This is a genomic window from Chryseobacterium soldanellicola, from assembly GCF_900100115.1.
GTDB lineage: Bacteria > Bacteroidota > Bacteroidia > Flavobacteriales > Weeksellaceae > Chryseobacterium > Chryseobacterium soldanellicola.
Genome location: NZ_FNKL01000004.1, coordinates 587,051 through 604,073 on the forward strand (window position 1 = coordinate 587,051; position 17,023 = coordinate 604,073).

The following is a 17,023-nucleotide window of genomic DNA, read 5'->3' on the forward strand; positions in this document are numbered from 1 at the left end:
AGTTACAAATGTTAATTTTATTTTCTCTGAAAAAATGGTTAAATTTGACTCTTGTAAATTATTCCACAATGAATTTTGAAAAGATTTATCTACAGAATCCTGATTTCCCAAACCGCTATATTTCCCCTGAAAAATTATTTTCTTATCTACAATCGAATCACAGCGATTATATTCAGGAGATCGGAACCTCGTATTTAGAAAAACCTATTTATAAATTATCCATCGGAACAGGAACGATTAACGTTCTGGCTTGGTCACAAATGCACGGCAACGAGTCAAACGCAACCCACGCAATGCTTGATCTGTTAGTTACTTTAGATAAAGCACCGGAATTAAAGGAGGAATTGTTCAATAAGATCAAGCTTGATTTTATTTTTATGTTAAATCCAGATGGCTCCGAAAAATGGACAAGATTAAATGCCGTAGAAATCGATTTAAACAGAGATTTCCATAATGAATCGAGTAAAGAGATTAAATTTCTTAAAAAAGCCGTTGCTTCCACAAAATATGATTATGCTCTGAATCTGCACGAACAAAGAACTATTTTCACCACAGACGGTGTTCATCCCGCTACACTTTCTTTTTTGGCGCCTTCTGAAAATTATGAACGAACTCTTACAGAAAATAGAAAAAAATGCATGGCGGTCATTGCAGAAGTTTATAATCATCTAAAAGAATTGATCCCCAATCAGATCGGTAGATATTCTGATGAGTTTTACCCGACATCTACAGGGGATAATTTTATCAAAGCCGGAATGCCTACGATTCTTTTTGAAGGAGGGCATTTTATAGATGATTACACAAGAAAAGGAACGAGAAAATATTATACAATTGCGTTGTATTACGCATTAAAGGCTATAAGTGAATTAAATTCTGATACTGCAGGCTGGGAAACCTATCTTGAAATTCCCGAAAATCAGGAAACACATTATGATATTGTTTACAGAAATGTAAAATTAAATACAGATCATGAGTGTATTTTAGACGTTGCCGTGCAATACAGAGAAATAAAAGAGGAAGGAAAAGACGAAATATCATTCGTGCCATTCGTAATGGAAGTGGGAGATGTAAGGCGAAGAAAAGGCTGGCTGGAAATCGACTGTACAGGAAAAAAGTTCATTTCGGCCACTAAATATCCGAAACTGGATGCTGTAGTAGATTTTAAAATAGAAGACTAAAAAAGCGGAACAATTTGTTCCGCTTTTGTTTTTATTATTTTAACGCAAAGTTTAGTCTACAACCTTAATTCCGTTGGCTACAAATCTGATCTCTTCTTTCGGCGTTGTGATCGCATCGATTTCAGATTGAGGTTTTTTAGCATCTTCTGCGTAGTGTTTTTGTTCGTCAACAGAAGTTACTTTTCTTTCAGCACTTCCGTCCATCACTACGGTTTTGCCTTTCAAAGCGGTAGGAACGAAGAATGCATAATCTTTCATTTTCACAAAAAACTGAGAATTATCTTCAGTCTGGATTGTCAACCAACATCCTTTTTTATCACAAACATCAGTTACTTTTCCTTTGATAGCAACGTTTTCTACTTTTTTATTCTCTTTTTTAAGCTTTTTGCTTAATTTTTCAACAGAAATTGCTTTAGATTCTGTTCCTGCAGCGACAGCGCTTCCGTAGGTATCACCCACCAATGCATTTCCAGTCGGCGGACCGGATTTTTTTGTTTCCTGGGCAAAAGCAAGCGTTGAAACGCTTACAGCTACTGCAAATAGTATTGCTTTGAATTTCATTTTTAATATTTTTTTCAAAATTACTAATAAAATTTGAATCAGAAATTGTTAAAAACTTGATAAAAAAGAGATAATGATTTCTTATGTTTAAAATCATTTTAAATAAATCGGTTCAATAAATTATTTTAAACGCGATGATCGCAAAGATTTTTATATTAATCTTGAAAAAAAATCGATCGCAAGGGCACTTCGTTCAGCAAATGATAGCTATTAAATATATTATTTATTCATTTATTATTTTCTTACATAATACTCATGATTGAAAATTAAATTAAAAAAAATTAAAAAAAAAACGTTTTCCTAAGTTAGAATTTATTGCTATCATTTGCTGAACGAAGTGCCCTTGCGATCAAAAAATAAAAATCATTTATTATAACAAAACCTTGCGATCATTGCGTTTAAAAGATTCAGTAAACTTTTTCTCCTTCAATTGATCTTAATTTCAAACAAAATCAAAAAACCAGCCGCATATTTATTTATATTTGAAGCCTATACTCATTTATGCAAAAAAAACTAAAACTTTGGGACGCCATTATGCTGGTAATGGGTTCTATGATCGGAAGTGGAATCTTCATTGTAAGTGCCGACATGATGCGGAATCTCGGTTCGGGGTACTGGCTCATCGTAGTCTGGGTGATTACGGGAATCATGACGGTTGCGGCAGCGATCAGTTATGGTGAGCTTTCAGCATTGTTTCCAAAAGCGGGCGGACAATACACTTATCTTAAAGAAATTTTCGGTAAAAAGATGGGCTTTCTGTATGGATGGGGGTTGTTTACGGTAATTCAGACGGGTACGATTGCGGCTGTAGCAATGGCTTTCGGGAAATTTACGGCGTATTTGGTTCCTGCTTTGAATGATGCGGCTCCGATTTTTCAGAGTGGAGAATTTAAAATCACCTGGATCCAGATTTTAGCGATTGGTACGATAATTTTATTAACTTATTTTAATACAAGAGGCGTAGAAAGCGGAAAAATTTTACAAAACGTTTTTACGGGTTCCAAAATCATTGCAATAGTAGGCTTAATTGCTGCCGGATTTATTTTCGTTGATTTCTCTCATTTAGCGGAAAATTTTAGCTTGGGATATGATTCTTTCAGCAATCTTAAAAAAGATGCCCTCGGAAATTTCCTCAAAGAAGGCTGGGAACCCATCGGCGGAATGACCTTATTGGGCGGAATTGCTGCAGCGATGGTAGGTTCAGTATTTAGTTCTGTGGCTTGGGAAAGTGTGACTTTCGTTTCGGGTGAAATTGAAAATCCAAAGAAAAATGTCGTAAAAGCAATGATCTACGGAACTACTGCTGTGATGATTTTATATATTGCTGTTAATTATGTGTATTTAAATGCATTAGACAGAGATTCCATCGCTTTTGCAGAAAATGATCGGGTAGCGGTTGCAGCGTCTCACTTTATCTTCGGAAGCGCAGGAACGGTGATTATTGCTATTCTGGTAATGGTTTCGACCTTCGGTTGCAACAACGGATTGATCTTAGCCGGAGCAAGGGTTTTCCAAACCATGGCAAAAGACGGAATGTTCTTCAAGCAGTCCGAAAAAAACAACAAAAATGAAGTTCCTGCCAACGCCCTTTGGATGCAGGGAGTTTGGGCTTCTATCCTATGTTTGAGTGGGCAGTATGGCAATCTTTTGGATATGATTTCTTTCGTGATCGTGCTGTTTTATATGATTACCGTTTTTGGAGTTATTTACTTAAGATTCAAGCAGCCAAATCTGGAAAGACCCTATAAAACCTGGTTATATCCCATTACACCCATCATTTATTTATTAATCGGAACGGGCTTTTGCATCTTACTCTTAATCTACAAACAACAATATACATGGCCGGGATTCCTGTTGGTTTTACTCGGACTTCCGGTATATTATTTTATTAATCGAAATAAGAAAATTAAAGAATAAATTTCAAAGCTGTTTGACCAGATCGGGCAGCTTTTTTAATTATTCATTGTTAATATTTTTTGAAGCTTTTTCCCGCTTTCCGCTATATCTTTTTGCCAATGCTTTATCCCATACAAAAAAGGATGTCGCTGCAATCGGGGCTAGGGTATTCGTCGTTTTTTTCACTATTTCACACCAATTTCAACATACACTTTTTTATCCTTATTAGTGTTCACAATACCATAAAGTTTGTCATTCCGTAGGAATCTAAACAATGATTTACAATATAATCACTACACAATGAGTCTAGATTTCTACGGAATGACAAAGTGCATGACAAACTTTATGGATAAGAGATTGCTTCGTCGCTTCGCTCCTCGCAATGACAAACACACCAAACCGAATAGTTTAAACAAGTAAATTTTAAACAATATTTTTAAATTCTTATAACATTTTATATTTGAAAATGCTTAATTTGGTATTTCGTTTTATGTAAACCAGACTATGACGTAAAAAATAAAGAAGTTGATATCATGGACACACCAAATTACAGAATGCCTTTCGTTCCATCAACATTAATGACCGAGGGAGGAAGTATCGACACCTGCGACATGGGTGAAAGTATTGCCCACAACATTATGCTGCTGATAACTACCAAAAAAGGCGAAAACAGATATGATGAAAATTACGGAAACGACGTTTGGAATCTGGAATTCGATAATGGAGTTACAAGTGCCGTTTGGGAAAATATTTTTGTTAAAAGCCTCAAAAGACAAATCCAGGAGTATGAGCCCCGAATTGTACAGCCGCAGATAGATGCGCACATACAAATCGTAGAACACAGCTACGACACAAAGGAACACACGGAAATCAAAAAGAAAGTAAAAATCGCCATCAATGCAAAAATGGAAGAGTCGGGAGAACGTTTCAGCTTTTCTACAGAATTGTTTTTAAGCCCGATGTCCATTGATTAAATTACTTTAAACTGTAACCAGAACTTATGAATTTAGATCAAAATATATATTCCAAAGAATCAGTAAAAGCGAGAATGCTTCAGAATGCGACCAAAGTTTGGGGATTAAAAAGTCCGCAATCGCTTGATCCCTTTGTAAAATTGCTGATCGATGCATTCAGCACTGAAATTTTTAAAGCCAATAACGAAATACAGACGGTCAATGCCCGGATTTTAGAAAAACTGGCAAAATTATTAACACCGTCCATTTACACACATCCAATTCCGGCTCATTCGGTGGCTTTTACGCAGCCTTACGAATCTTCGGAGGTTTTATTGGAGCACACTGAGTTTTTTTTCAGGAAACAAATGACTTCCACCGTGAAATCAGAATCGGACAAGCAGGTTAATATTCCTTTTACACCCATTGGGAATGTTAGGATTAATAAAATTCAGACTTCCATTATGTTTGTAGGAAATACATGCTACGGAATTGACGACAGGCTGAATAAAATTCCTATCGCCAGATTTCAGGGAAAACCGGAAGATTACAGAAAAATCACCATTGGAATTAATGCTACAAAATATACCAACGAAAATTTTCCGAAATATATAAGCATTTTTTGTTCGAATCCTGCTTTTGAGCATTTGGATTTCACCTATAAATTATTGCCCTACATCACGGTTTCAAGCAATGGAAATCCGTTGTTTGTAAAGGAAGGTTTAACCTATCTAAAAAATAACCAGGCTGACGGCTATGAGCAGATGTTTCGTGAGCAATCCATTCAGAATAAAGTAATTGAAGATGTAAAAAGCATTTACCATCATAAATTTATTGAGGTAAAAGGCCTTTCTAACGAATTAATTTCAGAACCCGGAAAACTTCCCGAAAATCTCGGTTTTCTTTCCGAAAAAGATGAAGTTACAAAATATATAGACGGAAAAAAATATCTGTGGCTGACTTTTGAGTTCCCGCCGCAATTTTCTGCGGAAATTTTAGATAATTTTTCATTTGTATTAAATGCTTTTCCGATTTATAATCGTGGTTGGAAGAAAACAGAATACAGTTTAGATATTATGGGAAATAATATTCCCTTGGTAACAGATGATGGTGAACATTTTTTATATGTTGATGAAGTTCAGGACGGCGATGGAAGACGGTACACAGAAATCCCTTTTACGCCGAATGACGATCTGAAAAAAGGCTTATATACCGTCAGGAAAGGTGGAATGGAACGTTTTACCAACAGAAATGCAGTCGACATGATCGCCAATGTTTTGGAATTAACGAGAGACGAAATAGCCGCTTTTTCCCTTTTGAACAGGGATAATGTAAAAGGTGTTTTAAGTGAAATGTCCGACAAGATGAAATCCATGATTCAGAAAGTGAATAATGCGAAAAGAAGCATTAAACAGGAACTGAACTACGTCATTATGGAACCAGTAGACAAAACAGATCACACATACGCATCATTTTGGGTGACACACTGCACATTAGCCAATCATATGCGTCCGGGAACCGAACTTTCCAATCAATTAAAATCACAGACCCTCGTTCTTTTAACCGAAACCATCGGTGGAGCTGAAGAGCAGAAGGGTACAGACAGCATTCAGGCCTACAAATATGCTTTGACAACAAGAGACAAGATTATTTCCCTGGAAGATGTCAAAAATTATTGCCGAATGGTATTGAAAGATGAATTGAAAGACGTGCGGGTCACACGCGGAACGATGATCAGCAACAAACCAAAGGAAGGTTTTGTGCGAACGGTCGAGGTTGAAATTATTCCTCAAAATTATTCTTTCTATGGAAGAGTCTATTGGGAAAATATGGCAAATATCCTTAGAAATCAGATCATTTTAAAAGCTATTGACGGTATTGAATACGTCGTAAAAATCAGCAATGAAGACATCGATTTTTTTGAAAATTAAAATAAAAATCCTTCGACTCCGCTCAGGATGACCCCGGTAAATTATTCCGTTAAGTAAGCGGTAAGTATTAGAGATGTCGTCGTGAGCGGAGCTGAAGGATTTCAAATAATAAAAAAGCTTCGGGCAAACCTTTGGTTTGCCCGAAGCTCATTAAAACACATCTATAATAACCGATCCATTACAATCACCTCTCTATTCTCGAGCAAAGGTACAACCTGCTCCAAAACAATGCTTTTAAAATGCTCGGAATTTCGGTGCGTGTCAATTGCAGTCGCATCTTTATATCCTTCAAATAAAATTAATGTATTGCTATTTGACCGACTCTGATGGAGTTTATAAAATAAATTTCCTTCCTCCTGACTGCTTTTCTCAGCAGCTTCTTTCATTAATTGAAGAACAGCATCTAGCTTTCCCTCTTTTACCTGCCATTTGGCGTAGACGTAAACAGCTTTTTGATCCATTTTATTAATTTTACGATTAAAAACTATGCTTTTGCTTCCAGAAGAGCAACTATTTTCTCACCAACCCCTTTTGCGGAAGCCGGATTTTGGCCTGTTACAAGGTTTCCGTCTGCAATACTGTTTGCAGACCAAGGTTCAGCAGCGTGAAAAATGGCACCTTGCTCAGTTAAAGCCGCTTGTAAATCAAAAGGGACGTCAGGTCTTGCATAATTATCTTCTTCTTCAGTGGTGAAAGAGGTTATATTTTTGCCGTTAACCAAATAGCTTCCGTCACTCAATTTTACATTTAGAAGCGATACCGGGCCATGACAAACCGCTCCAACTACACGATTGCTTTCATAAAAATCGGCAATAACCTTTTTGAGTTCTGGAGCTTCAGACATATCCGCCATTGGGGCAATACCTCCCGGAACAAAAACTGCATCGTAATCATCAGTATTGATATCAGAAAGCTTTCCTGCATTGTGCATATCCTGCCAACCTTTTCCTGTTAAGAATTTTAAATTATCCGGATCATCGGCTAAGTTTAAAGCATCTAAAAACGGCGATTCACCGGTAAGGCTCGCAAAATCTATTTGATAGCCTGCTTTTTCAAACTCTGCATAAGGATGGGCCACTTCAGGTAAAAAAGTTCCTGTTCTTCTGTGGTTAGGACCGATTGAGTTTGCATTTGACACGATAATTAATACTTTTGGTTTCATGACTTAAATTTTTTTGTTAATTAAATATTTTAATTGATCTTTTGAAATTGTTTTAATTTCTATAGCAAATTTATACAGACTCCATGCCTCAAAAGAAGGAGTGAAGTCACAAAAAAAGTGTGATCGAAATCACACTTTGTTATTAAATTTTATTTAGAGCTTAATCCCGCTTTCCGTTGCAATTCCTCATTACGCGGCTCCGCTTCGCTCCGCCGTTCCATTGCGGGATTTTCTCTTCAATCGGGGCTAGGGTTGCAACAGTATCGTCATTGCGAGGAACGAAGTGACGAAGCAATCTCTTGAAATGTAACATAATGTTTGTTATGTTGGACGAATCAGAATATAGTATAAAAAACAATTTATTTAGCGTTATTCATGTAAAATTTAGTGTTAAAAAAGATTGCTTCGTCGCTTCTGAACTACGTTCGCAGACCTTCTGTCTGTTCGCAATGACAAAAAATTATTTATTGTTATTGGAATACAATCTGCTCAGCGTTTCTCTGCTGACTCCCAGATATTCTGCTACGTATTTTTTAGGAATTTGTGAGATGAGGTCAGGATATAATCGTGAGAATTCTTCGTATCGTTGCTGAGGTGTGCTTGATAATAAAAGGATGATTCTCTGTTGTAAAGCAATGTAGCCGTTGGTCAATTTAATTCTGAAAAAATGATCCATTTTATGAAATTCTGAGGCCAGCTTTTCTCTTCCCTGTAAAGTAAGGCTTACAACTTCACCGTCTTTGAGACATTCTACAAACATTTTGGAGTTCTTTTGCTTAAAAAATCCTACATAATCTGTCATCCACCAATTTTTTTTCGCAAATTGTAAAATATGCTCTTTGCCATCTTCATCGATATAAAAGACTTTAAAAATTCCGTCCAAAGCGAGGAATTCATGCTTCACTTCATCACCTTCATGAATAAGGAATTGATTTTTACGAACTTTTTTCAGGGTAAAAAATGTCTGGATATAATCAAATTCCTCGTCGGTAATTGGGGTTATTTCTTCGATATGCTCTCGCAGTCTGTTCATGGCTGTGGATAATGAAATGTAAATTTAAAAAAAATTAGCTAAGTTAAGATCCTTCGACAGCCTCAGATGACATTTCTAATACTAACCGTTTACTTTAACGGAATACTTTACCGGTGTCATCATGAGCCTGTCGTAGGATCTTATGAATAATAAACTATAAATATTTATTAAGTTTAAAAATTTAATTTAAAACAAAAACTTTTAAGCCAGTCACCGTTAATTATTCTAACACTTTTTAACATAAAAAATTCCATAAAATTCCGTAATTTTGCCCATCGTGATTTTCAGGTAGAATCACATCAAATTATGAGTAAATCAACAGAATATATAGAAGTTTACGGCGCGCGCGAGCATAATCTTAAGAACATCAATGTAAAAATTCCACGCAACGAATTGGTTGTTATTACCGGGCTTTCCGGAAGCGGAAAATCATCATTGGCTTTTGACACGATTTTTGCTGAAGGTCAGCGTCGTTATATTGAAACGTTTTCGGCCTATGCACGTCAGTTTTTGGGCGGCCTGGAACGTCCTGATGTTGACAAAATCGAAGGACTTTCACCCGTAATTGCAATCGAGCAGAAAACAACCAACAAAAACCCGCGTTCAACAGTGGGAACCGTTACGGAACTGTACGATTATCTGCGTCTTTTGTATGCAAGGGTTTCGGATGCTTATTCCCAGACGACAGGAAAAAAATTGGTAAGCTATACCGAAGATCAGATTCTGGATGCGATCAAAGAAAATTATAAAGGCGAAAAAATCATGCTGATGGCACCTGTTGTTCGTTCAAGAAAAGGGCATTATCATGAGCTTTTTGTTCAGATGGCGAAAAAAGGGTACGGACAGGCAAGAATTGATGGTAAATTACAGGATATTGAATACGATTTAAAGCTGGACCGTTACAAAACCCACGATATTGATATCGTAATAGACCGTTGGATCATCGGCGAAAGCGCATCCGAAAGCAGAATGGAAAAATCATTGCGTACAGCAATGGAAATGGGAGAAGGATTGATCGGAATTCAGAAGCTGGGAGGTACGGAAATTGAATATTTTTCTAAAAACCTGATGGATGCCGAAACAGGTCATTCATTAGCTTTACCGGAACCGAATACTTTTTCATTCAACTCTCCGAAGGGAAGCTGCCCGGATTGCAAAGGATTAGGGACAATTAAAAAAATCAACACAGATTATTTTGTAGAAAATCCTAAATTATCCATCAATCAGGGCGGTTTGCTGCCTTTGGAAGATATTAAGTCTAATAAATGGATTTTAGCACAGATTAAAAATATTCTTGAAATTTTCGGTTTGGGTTTAACGACTCCTCTCCAGGATATTCCGGAAGAAGCGTTGGATTATATGTACAACGGCTGTCATAAGGAATTCAATAAAGACCTGAAATATGCAGGAATCACCAAAAAAATAAAGATAAGCTTCGACGGTTTGATTCCTTTTATGGAAGAAATGATTGATGAAAGAGAATCTTACGAAGCAATTTTACTGGAAAGACATTTTACCACCGAAGAAACTTGTCCCGAATGTAAAGGAACGCGTCTTCAGCCTTCAAGCTTAAGCTTTAAAATTGATGGGAAAAATATTGCTGAGGTTAACGGTTTGAGCTTATCAGATTTAAAAGAATGGTTGGCTGATATTAAAGATACATTTTCTGAGAAGCATAAGATCATTGCTTATGAAATTTTAAAAGAAATCGAAACCCGGCTGCAGTTTTTACTGGATGTAGGTTTGGATTATCTGAGTTTGAGCAGAAGTTCAAAAACCCTTTCCGGAGGGGAATCACAAAGGATTCGTCTGGCAACGCAGATCGGTTCTCAATTGGTAAATGTATTATATATCCTGGATGAGCCAAGTATCGGATTGCACCAAAGAGACAACGAAAGACTGATTAAATCATTAAAAAATCTTCGCGATATCGGAAACTCTGTTTTGGTTGTTGAGCACGATAAAGATATGATTTTAGAAGCCGATGAGGTGTTGGATATTGGTCCGAGAGCCGGAAAATTCGGGGGAGAAATTCTTTGGCAGGGAAAACCGAAAGATCTCTTAAATGCAGATACGATAACGGCAGATTATATTACAGGAAAGAGAAAAATTGCTGTTCCTGATGAAAGAAGAGCTGGAAATGGCAAGAGTATAGTATTAAAAGGAGCTACAGGAAACAATCTTAAAAACGTTACCCTGGAAATTCCTCTTGGAAAATTGGTGGTGGTTTCAGGGATTTCAGGAAGCGGAAAATCTTCTCTGATTAACGGAACTTTGTATCCGATTCTTAACAAACACTTTTACAGAGCGGTTCAGGAACCTTTACCTTACAAAAAAATTGAAGGTCTTGAAAACATTGATAAAATTGTAGACGTCGATCAGACACCGATCGGGAGAACGCCTCGTTCAAATCCTGCAACATACACAGGAATGTTTACGGATATCAGAAATCTTTTTGCTGAATTACCGGAAAGTAAAATCCGTGGTTACAAGCCCGGAAGATTTTCTTTCAATGTTAAAGGTGGAAGATGCGAAACCTGCCAGGGTGGCGGTTTGAAAGTGATTGAAATGAATTTCCTGCCGGATGTTTATGTTCATTGTGAAACCTGCAACGGAAAACGTTTCAACAGAGAAACACTTGAGGTTCGTTACAAAGGAAAATCTATTTCCGATGTATTGGATATGACGATTGATGAAGCGGTAGATTTCTTCCAGCCGATCCCTAAGATTTTTGCTAAAGTGAAAACGCTACAGGATGTGGGATTGGGATATATTACGCTGGGGCAACAGTCGACAACGCTTTCTGGCGGGGAAGCTCAACGTATTAAATTAGCAACGGAACTTGCAAAAAGACAAACAGGCAATACTTTATACATTCTTGATGAGCCGACAACCGGACTTCATTTTGAAGATGTGAAAATTCTGATGGAAGCCATTAATAAATTGGTGGAATTAGGAAATTCATTTATTATTATTGAACATAATATGGATGTAATAAAGCTGGCAGATCATATTATCGACGTTGGTCCGGAAGGCGGAAAACACGGCGGACAGATCGTTGCACAAGGTACTCCCGAAGAAATTGTAAAGTCAAAGAAGAGTTTGACCGGAAAGTTTTTGAAAAGGGAACTGGAGTAATTCAATCAATTTTAAAATATAATCTTTGTTATTCCGCAAGAATTCCGATAACAAAAACAAAATATCAGGCTAAACAAGCAAAGTTTAGCCTTTTTTATGCCCAATATTAACTTCCAATGTTAAATTTTCAATTATTTTCAAAATTTATTTGTCTGATAATCAATGATTTAATTTTCAATGTTAACGCAATGTTAACTGTATGTAAAATTAATATGAATTATTTTATATATCTTTGGTAAAGAAATAGTAAATAAGTTTAATATAACATTTAAAACCAAAGAGTTATGAAAAATAAAGTTCAAATATTAGTGGCATCAATTTTCGTTTGCGGATTTATGGCTTTAGTAAATACTGTAAAAGCCCAAACTACAAATAATAACACCATTCAGGAAGTACAGCTGAATAAGAATGATGCTTTCAATGAAGTTAGGAATCTGTTAATCGCTAATTTTGATTTTACAAATTCTGACTACAAGCAGGGAATTGTAAACTCAGAAGTACAGTTTGATATTGCAGAAAACGGGAAAATCGTAAACGTACATTCCAAAGGAGACTGCAAAAATGTAAGCAAAGAAATTGAAAATGTTTTAAGCCATCTTCAATACAAAATCGACAGCAAGAAATTAAATGAAAATATGATCGCATCAACGTATGTGATGCCGGTAAGAGTAGATATCAACAACAGATAATATTCATACAATCTTTTATAATAGAGCCATGCAGATTTTTGCGTGGCTTTTTTTTTTTTAAGTGTAAATAATGAAAGTTTTAAACAAAAAATTGTAATAAAGTAAAAATAATTTCGTTTTACATTTAACCAGCAAAATTAAAACGATATGAAAAATTTAAAGAAATTAACCAAAACAGAATTAAAATCAGTGTACGGAGGGCAGCCAAAGCAATATTGTGTATACTGTGAGAGATTGAACAAAACGGTTTGCAGTACTGTTCCGATTGCTCAATGTCCTTAAAAAAATAAAGCTGCCTGAAATTAATCAGGCAGCTTTTTTATTGAATAAATTTAATTTATTTTTTAGCTTCAGAAATAAAATTCTGTAAGCTAGTTTTCACATCAGGAATTTGACTCATTTTTTTAGAAAAAACGACGTTGTCAATTTTCCAGCCGCTTTCCTGAAAGTTGATAAATCGTATAATATCTGTCCATTTTGCATTCGGATAATGGGTGTTTTTGAGCTCTACTATTACTGTTGCCGATGATTCTAAAGGTTTTGAATCATTTAAAACAACGATTGATACTATTTTATAATCAGTAAATCCTTCATACAAGCTTGTAAAGATAGATCCTTCCAATAATAGCGGTTTGTCGCCAGGATGATCGCTTTTTTTAACTTTTTTGATATCAGTTTTTGATAAATCGATCGCTTTTTGAAAGGTTTTTTCCAGATCAGACGAGAATAAATTCTTTGGAATAGGTTGATTATAGATTGCATCACTTGATTTTCCGTAAATTCTGTAAAATTCTTCTAACTTCTCGGTGATTTTTTTGTCTGCATCAAAATTTTTCGGATGGTTCTCACTTTTTTTACAGCCTGTAAAAAGCAAAAAGATGCTTAAGCAAAAGAGTAATTGCTTCATAATTGTGTTTTTAATTTATTTTTTTCAGGGACAAATCGTCAAAAGTTGTGCCAGTTAATCGGATTTCTGCTGTTTATTAAGGAATTCGTATTTCTTTTTTATATTCAGGAAAAATCTTTCATAGGTTACAAAAGACAGCCACGAAATAAAAATTGTTAATCCTAAAACAGAAGCGTATAATAAAAGGTTATAAAGATAAAAAGCATCATATTTCGGCATATATTTTACTACTAAAATAATGATGGTCCAATGATAAAGATAAATTCCGTAAGAAATTTTCCCTAAAAATCTTGTTACCGCATTATCAATATTTATTTTTGGATGCCGAACGATATTGTAGATTGAAAAAGCAAATAAAACCGCATACAATTCATCATTCAAATGTTCTGTTTTAAACTTAAAAAACCACAGCACAAACGGAAGTAAGGTGAAAATGATTGTTAAAAAATTATACGTAAGTAAAATCTTGCTGATACCATCTTTGTTTTTAAAAAAGATAAAACCCAGCAAAGCGCCGATTCCTAAGCAGTTAAATTTTGTCCCGTAAAAGAATCTGCTGATAATCGTATAAAATTCTTCACTTTTAAAGAAAACAAGATTAATAAATTTTAGTCCAAAAGGTAAAAGAGTTAAAATTATAATTAATCCTGCAATGTAAAATAATGCTTTTTTCTTTTTTGATATGAAAATAAACAACAGTGGCCAGACAATATAAAACTGTTCCTCAACACCGATTGACCATATTTGCGGGCTGACATCCCAGGTTTCTCTGATCGCAAAAGCCACATTAGGGAAAATTAAGACAGACAATAAAATCCTGCCGAAAGAATAATCAGGATTAAAGATGAAATAAGAAAGAAAAAGCACAAGATAGTACAGCGGCCAGATCCTTAAAATCCTTCTCCAATAAAAGTTTTTGAGATTAATTCTACCATTTTTTTCCTTTTCAATCAATAATAAATAAGTAATAAGAAAGCCGCTGATAACGAAGAAAAGAATCACGGAAAGATGGCCGTCAGGATAAATTAAAGAAGGATTATCAATATAATTACGAATATTATTCTCTTTTTTAATGATTTCTACATGATCTACAAGCACAATGACAGCCGCCAATGCTCTTAATGTGTCCAATCCCTTTAAATGTTTTATCATGCCTAACCTTGGAGGCAAATTTAATATTTATATTTAAAAAGTAAGGGAATTCATTTAAACTTGAATTTATTATTAAAGGAAATCATAAAAATGTATACATTTGATTTATAAATAAACTCTGTGGATTCTATTCTTAACGTGGTTGTTCGCTCACTTTGCGTATATCTTTTTATGGTGATTGCAATTCGGGTATTTGGTAAAAACCAGCTTTCTCAGCTTAATGCCGGAGATGTGGTTTTATTGCTGTTGATTTCCAATGCGGTTCAGAATGCGATGGTAGGTCCGGATACTTCTTTGCAGGGAGGTCTCATTGCGGCTTTGGTGCTTTTTGCGGCTAATTTTATTTTAAAAAGATTAATGTTTTCCAATCCGTCTTTTGAATCTTTTATGGAAGATGATCCTGTGATTCTGGTGAGAGACGGTGTAGCGATTCAGCAGGCTTTAAATAAGGTTAAAATCACGAAAGAAGAACTGGAAGAAGCCATCAGGGAACATGGGATCGACGGTATTAAAAACGTAAAACTATCCATTCTTGAAGTTGACGGTAATATCAGCGTGGTTTCGGAAGACGAAGAAAGCAAGCAAACGCATTATTCAAGAATTAAAAGAAAAAACAAAAGAAAATATCATTAATTAAATGAATTACGAATTAAGAGAAATGCTTCCCGGCGACGAAAAGCGGATACTGGAGATTTTCCAGCAGGGTATCGATAGCGGAATAGCCACATTTGAAACCCAGGTTCCCACAGCTGAAGTCTGGAATATGGAATTTTTCAACGACTGCCGATGGGTTCTTGAAAATGAAAATAATGAAGTTGTAGGCTGGTGCGGATTAAAGCTCATAAGTAAAAGAGACTGCTATAAAGGAGTTGCTGAAGTAAGCATTTATTTGGACAATAAATATCAAGGCTTAGGTTTAGGCTCGATTTTACTTAAAAAGATGGTTTTGGATAGCGAAAACCACGGATTCTGGACTTTACAGGCAAGTATTTTCTCTGAAAATGAAGCTTCAATTAAATTTCATCATAAAAATGGATTCAGAACGGTAGGTATAAGAAAAAAAATAGCCAAATTAAACGGAGTTTGGAAAGATGTTATCTTGTTAGAAAAAAGAAGCGAAATAATTTCTTAAAAATCAGAAAAAGTTATAAAGTTTCTTAAAAATATCATAGGAACTTAATAATAACAATTTATTGGCATTAGTATTGTTGATTTTCCTATTGTAATTTGAAAATATGTATTTATGAAAGTTTTAAAGAAAATAATGGGGCTTTTCTTGATTGTTTTTTCCTTTGCATTATATCAGGCTTCCCCCATGCAGAGAGGGCGCGGGCATGGTTACGGCCACGGCCCGAAACATTCGAAACATTACTATCACGGCCCGCGCAGATCATATTACAGACCTGTCGTTTATCACCGGCCACCAAGACATTATTATAAAAAGCATTATTACAGACCTGTAAGACATAGATATTATTCTCACAGACCTCACCGCGTGTATCATAGCAGACCGGTAGTTGTAGTAAGATTATAAAACAAAGCACTGAGAAATCGGTGCTTTTATTTTTTTTAATTAATTATTCAAATTAAATATTTAAAATTCAATATTTCTGGCATTCAGATTGATAAATTAAATGTAAATCTTAAAAGTTTAGAAATATGAAAACCTTAACTAAATTTCTCGGAGCACTGGCTTTAATTGTTACGCTGGCTTCATGCCTGCATCATCCGCCTGCTCCTCCAAGACCGCCACATCCTCACGGACGATAAGAAATAATTATTGATAAAAAAATCCCCGAAAAATTTCAGGGATTTTTGTTTTATTTTAAAGTTTAATTTTTAAGCATAAATAACACAAATATTTCACGAATGAATACAACATTAGTATCAATAGGAGCGGGCTTTAGCCCGTTTTAAGAAAAAATGTGGTAAAAATAGGCTTTAGTCAAAACCTAAACTCAACCTCAATCTCAGCCTTAACCTTTTAAAGCCTCGTTTTCTTTGGATTCAAAGAAGTATTAAAGATCATCACTTCCTGACCGAATTTTTTATCAATTATTTCCGCAATATTTTCCATTTCACTTTTAATAAAATCACTTCGAAGGTCATCATTATCAAAAATCAAAAGCAGGTTATAATTTTTTCCGTCTTCGATATAATCGCTGTCTACTTCAGAAAGGATATATTTGTTGACATCCATCAGGTTTTCAGTCATTAAAACCAAAGTCTCGTCCATATAATTTTCCCATTCATCAAGATTATTTTTCGTACAGTGGAAAGTTATACTTAATACGCTCATATTTTATGATTTTTTAAGATTTTGTGGATAAATTCTACCACAAAAATCGGCAAATTTTTCGTAAATTAGCACGTTAATAAAAAATCAAAATAGATAATTTTCAGACTCACAGCTAAAGGTCTGA

Annotated in this window: 17 protein-coding genes; 10 read left to right on the plus strand and 7 right to left on the minus strand. The window is 35.2% G+C overall.

All coding sequences use genetic code 11. The annotated features are described in order from the left end of the window. The first annotated feature begins 68 nt into the window (after positions 1 to 68). Positions 69 to 1,178: a M14 family zinc carboxypeptidase gene (locus tag BLT04_RS16765; RefSeq protein WP_089757315.1), complete on the plus strand. Its 1,110-nt coding sequence runs from the start codon at positions 69 to 71 to the stop codon at positions 1,176 to 1,178. Positions 1,179 to 1,229: 51 nt separating this feature from the next. On the opposite strand, the gene BLT04_RS16770 is transcribed toward BLT04_RS16765, so the two are convergent. Next, positions 1,230 to 1,739, minus strand: coding sequence for a DUF4920 domain-containing protein (locus tag BLT04_RS16770; RefSeq protein WP_089756945.1), 510 nt, complete (start codon positions 1,737 to 1,739; stop codon positions 1,230 to 1,232). 501 nt (positions 1,740 to 2,240) lie between these two features. On the opposite strand from BLT04_RS16770, the gene BLT04_RS16775 reads away from it, so the two are divergent. The 3 genes from BLT04_RS16775 (at position 2,241) to BLT04_RS16785 (ending at position 6,519) form a co-directional block, all read left to right on the plus strand. Continuing rightward, entirely contained in the window at positions 2,241 to 3,656 is a 1,416-nt protein-coding gene (locus BLT04_RS16775; RefSeq protein WP_089756946.1) for an APC family permease, read from the plus strand. A 512-nt stretch (positions 3,657 to 4,168) separates the two neighbouring features. Further along, a complete protein-coding gene (locus tag BLT04_RS16780) occupies positions 4,169 to 4,609 on the plus strand; it encodes a GPW/gp25 family protein (protein ID WP_089756947.1) in 441 nt (146 codons plus the stop codon). Between the two features lie 26 nt (positions 4,610 to 4,635). Beyond that, positions 4,636 to 6,519 (plus strand): type VI secretion system baseplate subunit TssF, encoded by a 1,884-nt coding sequence (locus BLT04_RS16785; RefSeq protein WP_089756948.1) that lies wholly within the window; start codon positions 4,636 to 4,638, stop codon positions 6,517 to 6,519. Between the two features lie 161 nt (positions 6,520 to 6,680). Here BLT04_RS16785 and BLT04_RS16790 read toward each other — a convergent pair whose 3' ends face one another. The 3 genes from BLT04_RS16790 to BLT04_RS16800 all read right to left on the minus strand — a co-directional run bounded on the left by BLT04_RS16790 (position 6,681) and on the right by BLT04_RS16800 (position 8,714). Continuing rightward, positions 6,681 to 6,980, minus strand: coding sequence for a putative quinol monooxygenase (locus BLT04_RS16790; protein ID WP_089756949.1), 300 nt, complete (start codon positions 6,978 to 6,980; stop codon positions 6,681 to 6,683). Between the two features lie 23 nt (positions 6,981 to 7,003). Continuing rightward, positions 7,004 to 7,681 carry a type 1 glutamine amidotransferase domain-containing protein gene (locus BLT04_RS16795; protein WP_089756950.1) on the minus strand — a complete coding sequence of 226 codons (678 nt, stop codon included), beginning with the start codon at positions 7,679 to 7,681 and terminating at the stop codon, positions 7,004 to 7,006. A 460-nt stretch (positions 7,682 to 8,141) separates the two neighbouring features. Further along, entirely contained in the window at positions 8,142 to 8,714 is a 573-nt protein-coding gene (locus BLT04_RS16800; RefSeq protein ID WP_089756951.1) for a Crp/Fnr family transcriptional regulator, read from the minus strand. A gap of 306 nt (positions 8,715 to 9,020) precedes the next feature. Between BLT04_RS16800 and uvrA the strand changes: the two genes are divergently transcribed. From uvrA to BLT04_RS16815, 3 genes are all read left to right on the plus strand, one after another. Beyond that, positions 9,021 to 11,852, plus strand: coding sequence for an excinuclease ABC subunit UvrA (gene uvrA / locus BLT04_RS16805; RefSeq protein WP_089756952.1), 2,832 nt, complete (start codon positions 9,021 to 9,023; stop codon positions 11,850 to 11,852). Between the two features lie 284 nt (positions 11,853 to 12,136). Further along, complete coding sequence (locus BLT04_RS16810) at positions 12,137 to 12,541, plus strand: hypothetical protein (RefSeq protein WP_089756953.1); 405 nt, start codon at positions 12,137 to 12,139, stop codon at positions 12,539 to 12,541. Between the two features lie 147 nt (positions 12,542 to 12,688). Next, a complete protein-coding gene (locus tag BLT04_RS16815) occupies positions 12,689 to 12,823 on the plus strand; it encodes a bacteriocin-like protein (RefSeq protein ID WP_089756954.1) in 135 nt (44 codons plus the stop codon). Between the two features lie 55 nt (positions 12,824 to 12,878). Here BLT04_RS16815 and BLT04_RS16820 read toward each other — a convergent pair whose 3' ends face one another. Together BLT04_RS16820 and BLT04_RS16825 are read right to left on the minus strand one after the other, a co-directional pair. Then, positions 12,879 to 13,448: a hypothetical protein gene (locus BLT04_RS16820; RefSeq protein WP_089756955.1), complete on the minus strand. Its 570-nt coding sequence runs from the start codon at positions 13,446 to 13,448 to the stop codon at positions 12,879 to 12,881. Positions 13,449 to 13,502: 54 nt separating this feature from the next. Beyond that, positions 13,503 to 14,579 carry an acyltransferase family protein gene (locus BLT04_RS16825; protein WP_170828500.1) on the minus strand — a complete coding sequence of 359 codons (1,077 nt, stop codon included), beginning with the start codon at positions 14,577 to 14,579 and terminating at the stop codon, positions 13,503 to 13,505. 141 nt (positions 14,580 to 14,720) lie between these two features. On the opposite strand from BLT04_RS16825, the gene BLT04_RS16830 reads away from it, so the two are divergent. The 3 genes from BLT04_RS16830 to BLT04_RS18810 all read left to right on the plus strand — a co-directional run bounded on the left by BLT04_RS16830 (position 14,721) and on the right by BLT04_RS18810 (position 16,134). Further along, positions 14,721 to 15,233, plus strand: a complete 513-nt coding sequence (locus tag BLT04_RS16830) for a DUF421 domain-containing protein (protein WP_089756957.1) — start codon at positions 14,721 to 14,723, stop codon at positions 15,231 to 15,233. 4 nt (positions 15,234 to 15,237) lie between these two features. After that, positions 15,238 to 15,732: a GNAT family N-acetyltransferase gene (locus tag BLT04_RS16835; RefSeq protein ID WP_089756958.1), complete on the plus strand. Its 495-nt coding sequence runs from the start codon at positions 15,238 to 15,240 to the stop codon at positions 15,730 to 15,732. A 111-nt stretch (positions 15,733 to 15,843) separates the two neighbouring features. Next, positions 15,844 to 16,134: a hypothetical protein gene (locus tag BLT04_RS18810; RefSeq protein WP_139166274.1), complete on the plus strand. Its 291-nt coding sequence runs from the start codon at positions 15,844 to 15,846 to the stop codon at positions 16,132 to 16,134. 450 nt (positions 16,135 to 16,584) lie between these two features. On the opposite strand, the gene BLT04_RS16840 is transcribed toward BLT04_RS18810, so the two are convergent. Next, complete coding sequence (locus tag BLT04_RS16840; protein WP_089756959.1) at positions 16,585 to 16,899, minus strand: DUF4286 family protein; 315 nt, start codon at positions 16,897 to 16,899, stop codon at positions 16,585 to 16,587. Positions 16,900 to 17,023 lie beyond the last annotated feature (124 nt).

Excerpts from the sequence above, each read along its gene's own strand:
- BLT04_RS16765 (WP_089757315.1), top strand. The coding sequence starts at position 69 with ATGAATTTTGAAAAGATTTATCTACAGAATCCTGATTTCCCAAACCGC.
- BLT04_RS16770 (WP_089756945.1), bottom strand. The coding sequence starts at position 1,739 with ATGAAATTCAAAGCAATACTATTTGCAGTAGCTGTAAGCGTTTCAACG.
- BLT04_RS16775 (WP_089756946.1), top strand. The coding sequence starts at position 2,241 with ATGCAAAAAAAACTAAAACTTTGGGACGCCATTATGCTGGTAATGGGT.
- BLT04_RS16780 (WP_089756947.1), top strand. The coding sequence starts at position 4,169 with ATGGACACACCAAATTACAGAATGCCTTTCGTTCCATCAACATTAATG.
- BLT04_RS16785 (WP_089756948.1), top strand. The coding sequence starts at position 4,636 with ATGAATTTAGATCAAAATATATATTCCAAAGAATCAGTAAAAGCGAGA.
- BLT04_RS16790 (WP_089756949.1), bottom strand. The coding sequence starts at position 6,980 with ATGGATCAAAAAGCTGTTTACGTCTACGCCAAATGGCAGGTAAAAGAG.
- BLT04_RS16795 (WP_089756950.1), bottom strand. The coding sequence starts at position 7,681 with ATGAAACCAAAAGTATTAATTATCGTGTCAAATGCAAACTCAATCGGT.
- BLT04_RS16800 (WP_089756951.1), bottom strand. The coding sequence starts at position 8,714 with ATGAACAGACTGCGAGAGCATATCGAAGAAATAACCCCAATTACCGAC.
- uvrA (WP_089756952.1), top strand. The coding sequence starts at position 9,021 with ATGAGTAAATCAACAGAATATATAGAAGTTTACGGCGCGCGCGAGCAT.
- BLT04_RS16810 (WP_089756953.1), top strand. The coding sequence starts at position 12,137 with ATGAAAAATAAAGTTCAAATATTAGTGGCATCAATTTTCGTTTGCGGA.
- BLT04_RS16815 (WP_089756954.1), top strand. The coding sequence starts at position 12,689 with ATGAAAAATTTAAAGAAATTAACCAAAACAGAATTAAAATCAGTGTAC.
- BLT04_RS16820 (WP_089756955.1), bottom strand. The coding sequence starts at position 13,448 with ATGAAGCAATTACTCTTTTGCTTAAGCATCTTTTTGCTTTTTACAGGC.
- BLT04_RS16835 (WP_089756958.1), top strand. The coding sequence starts at position 15,238 with ATGAATTACGAATTAAGAGAAATGCTTCCCGGCGACGAAAAGCGGATA.
- BLT04_RS18810 (WP_139166274.1), top strand. The coding sequence starts at position 15,844 with ATGAAAGTTTTAAAGAAAATAATGGGGCTTTTCTTGATTGTTTTTTCC.
- BLT04_RS16840 (WP_089756959.1), bottom strand. The coding sequence starts at position 16,899 with ATGAGCGTATTAAGTATAACTTTCCACTGTACGAAAAATAATCTTGAT.